The following is a 2,943-nucleotide window of genomic DNA, read 5'->3' as shown; positions in this document are numbered from 1 at the left end:
ATAGCGGTCGAACATTCAACATTGATGCTGGCTGGTCCACCGCTATCGCGAGCAGGCTCACTCCTACAGGTTGTGTGTTTGGCTTGACTCATGCGTTGCAAGTGGCCAACGTCCATTTCATCGCCCGAGCCAGAAGCGTTCTGCCATGTCCCTGCCCTCCCTGCTCTCCCAACACATCGTTCGCCGTCCGCAACGCATCGCCCTGCTGCAACACATCGCCGAGCAGGGCTCGATCACCCGAGCGGCGAAGAGCGCAGGGCTCAGTTACAAGGCGGCGTGGGATGCGATCGATGAGCTGAACAATCTCGCGCAGAAACCCTTGGTCGAGCGCGTGGTAGGCGGCAAGGGTGGTGGTGGCGCCAGACTGTCCGGCGAGGGCGAACGGGTCCTGCGTCTGTATCAGAAATTGCAGGCCTTGCAGGCGCAGGTGCTGGAAGCGGCGGAAGACGTCAGCGATCTCGATCTGCTCGGCCGGCTGATGCTCAGGACCAGCGCGCGCAACCAGCTGCATGGCACCGTCATCGCAATTGAGGCGCAAGGTCGCAATGATTTGATCCGGCTGGAACTGGCCGAAGGTATTTGTCTGGAAGCGCAGATCACCCACGACAGCACCGTGCATCTGGAATTGCAGATCGGCAGCGAAGTGATGGCGCTGATCAAGGCTGGCTGGCTTGAATTGCTCGGCGACGATCAGTCGGCAACGCCCGGACACAATGTCCTGCGCGGCACCATCGAAGCGATCCTCGACGCCGAGGACGGTCCCAGCGAAGTACGGATTTCCCTGCCCAACGGCCACACCCTCTGCGCCTTGGCCGAACCGTCGCACCTGCGCCGCCAGAGCCTGGGCGTCGGCGCTCCGGTGCAGGTGCAATGCGCGCCGTCCAACGTGCTGATCGGCACGCCGCTCTGATTCGCCTCTGCAACGAAAGCGTCATCGACCCGCATTAAGGTGTTGGCCATAAACCAAGCAGGGAGCCTGATGTGAGCCTATTAGAAGAAAACCAATCCACTGATCTGGAAAAAATGGTCGGCCTCAGCCGTCGCGGTTTCATCAGCGCCGGTGCGTTGTGCGGCGCGGCGATGTTCCTTGGCGGCAACCTGTTGACCCGCAGCGTCATGGCCGCCAGCGTCAGCGCCGGCAACAGCCGTCTGCTCGGTTTCGAGAGCATTCCGGCCGCGACCACCGACGCCATCAGCCTGCCCAAGGGTTACAAGTCCTCGGTGCTGATCAGTTGGGGCCAGCCGCTGCACAAGAATGGTCCGGCCTTCGATCCGAGCGGCAATGGCACCGCCGCCGCACAGGAAGTGCAGTTCGGCGACAACAACGACGGCATGAGCCTGTTCGCCTTCCCCGACGACAAGAATCGCGCGTTGATGGCGATCAACAACGAATACACCAACTACCGCTATCTGTATCCCCACGGCGGCATGCCGCAGTCGGCCGAAGACGTGCGCAAGGCGCTGGCCTGTGAAGGTGTGTCGGTGATCGAAGTGCAGCGCAGGAACGGCCAGTGGCAGTTCGTCCAGGGCTCGCGCTACAACCGGCGCATCCACGGTAACTCGCCGCTGCGCATCAGTGGTCCGGCCCGCGGCCACGACTTGATGAAAACCGCCGCCGACAAGCACGGCAAGAAAGTTCTCGGCACGTTCCAGAACTGCGCCAACGGCAAGACGCCGTGGGGCACCTATCTGACCTGCGAAGAAAACTTCACCGACTGCTTCGGCAGCAGCAACGCCCAGCAACAGTTCGATGCCGCGCAGAAGCGCTACGGCGTCGTTGCCAGCAGCAAAGACATCAACTGGCACCCCCACGACCCGCGCTTCGACATGGCCAAGAACCCGAACGAACTCAACCGCCACGGCTGGGTGGTCGAGATCGATCCGTTCGACCCGCAATCGACCCCGGTCAAACGCACCGCGCTGGGCCGCTTCAAACATGAAAACGCCGCCCTGGCCGAGACCGACGACGGTCGCGCTGTGGTGTACATGGGCGACGACGAGCGTGGCGAGTTCATCTACAAATTCGTCAGCCGCGACCGCATCAACCACCGCAATCAGAAGGCCAACCGCAACATCCTCGACCACGGCACCTTGTACGTGGCGAAGTTCGATGCCGGTGACGGTAACCCTGACCACCCCAAAGGCCAGGGCCAGTGGATCGAACTGACCCACGGCAAGAACGGCATCGACGCCAGCAGCGGGTTTGCCGATCAGGCCGAAGTGCTGATCCACGCGCGCCTCGCCGCCAGCGTGGTTGGCGCAACACGCATGGACCGTCCGGAGTGGATCGTCGTCAGCCCCAAGGATGGCCAGGTTTATTGCACCCTGACCAACAACGCCAAGCGCGGCGAAGACGGGCAACCGGTGGGCGGGCCGAACCCGCGCGAGAAGAACGTCTATGGGCAGATTCTGCGCTGGCGCACCCACCGCGACGATCACGCCTCCAAGACGTTCGCCTGGGATCTGTTCGTGGTCGCCGGCAACCCGGGCGTGCATGCCGGAACCCCGAAGGGTGGCTCATCCAACATCACCCCGCAGAACATGTTCAACAGCCCCGACGGCCTGGGTTTCGACAAGGCCGGACGCCTGTGGATTCTCACCGACGGCGATTCGAGCAATGCCGGCGACTTCGCCGGGATGGGCAACAACCAAATGCTCTGCGCCGATCCTGCGACCGGTGAGATTCGCCGTTTCATGGTCGGGCCGGTGGGTTGCGAAGTGACCGGGATCAGCTTCTCGCCGGATCAGAAAACCCTGTTTGTCGGGATTCAGCATCCGGGCGAGAACGGCGGTTCGACCTTCCCGGAGCACCTGCCCAATGGCAAGCCGCGGTCTTCGGTGATGGCGATTACCCGCGAGGATGGCGGGATCGTCGGCGCCTGATAAACCGCTTTCGCGAGCAGGCTCGCTCCCACACCCACCACCTTCTCACTGCCAGCTCGG

2 protein-coding genes are annotated in these 2,943 nt (G+C 62.8%); both read left to right on the top strand.

Annotation, left to right across the window (positions count from 1 at the left end; all coding sequences use genetic code 11):
- Positions 1 to 145 precede the first annotated feature (145 nt).
- Positions 146 to 910: a TOBE domain-containing protein gene (locus DCO47_RS26415; protein ID WP_116659257.1), complete on the top strand. Its 765-nt coding sequence runs from the start codon at positions 146 to 148 to the stop codon at positions 908 to 910.
- Positions 911 to 981: 71 nt separating this feature from the next.
- Positions 982 to 2,883 (top strand): PhoX family phosphatase, encoded by a 1,902-nt coding sequence (locus DCO47_RS26410; RefSeq protein ID WP_042606667.1) that lies wholly within the window; start codon positions 982 to 984, stop codon positions 2,881 to 2,883.
- Positions 2,884 to 2,943: the final 60 nt, after the last annotated feature.

The organism is Pseudomonas sp. NDM (assembly GCF_003105095.1).
In the GTDB taxonomy this organism is placed as follows: domain Bacteria; phylum Pseudomonadota; class Gammaproteobacteria; order Pseudomonadales; family Pseudomonadaceae; genus Aquipseudomonas; species Aquipseudomonas moraviensis_A.
This window is presented reverse-complemented; position numbering and strand designations above follow the sequence as displayed.

What these genes read in the sequence shown, in the direction of transcription:
- DCO47_RS26415 (WP_116659257.1), top strand. Translation starts at nt 146, where the DNA reads ATGTCCCTGCCCTCCCTGCTCTCCCAACACATCGTTCGCCGTCCGCAA.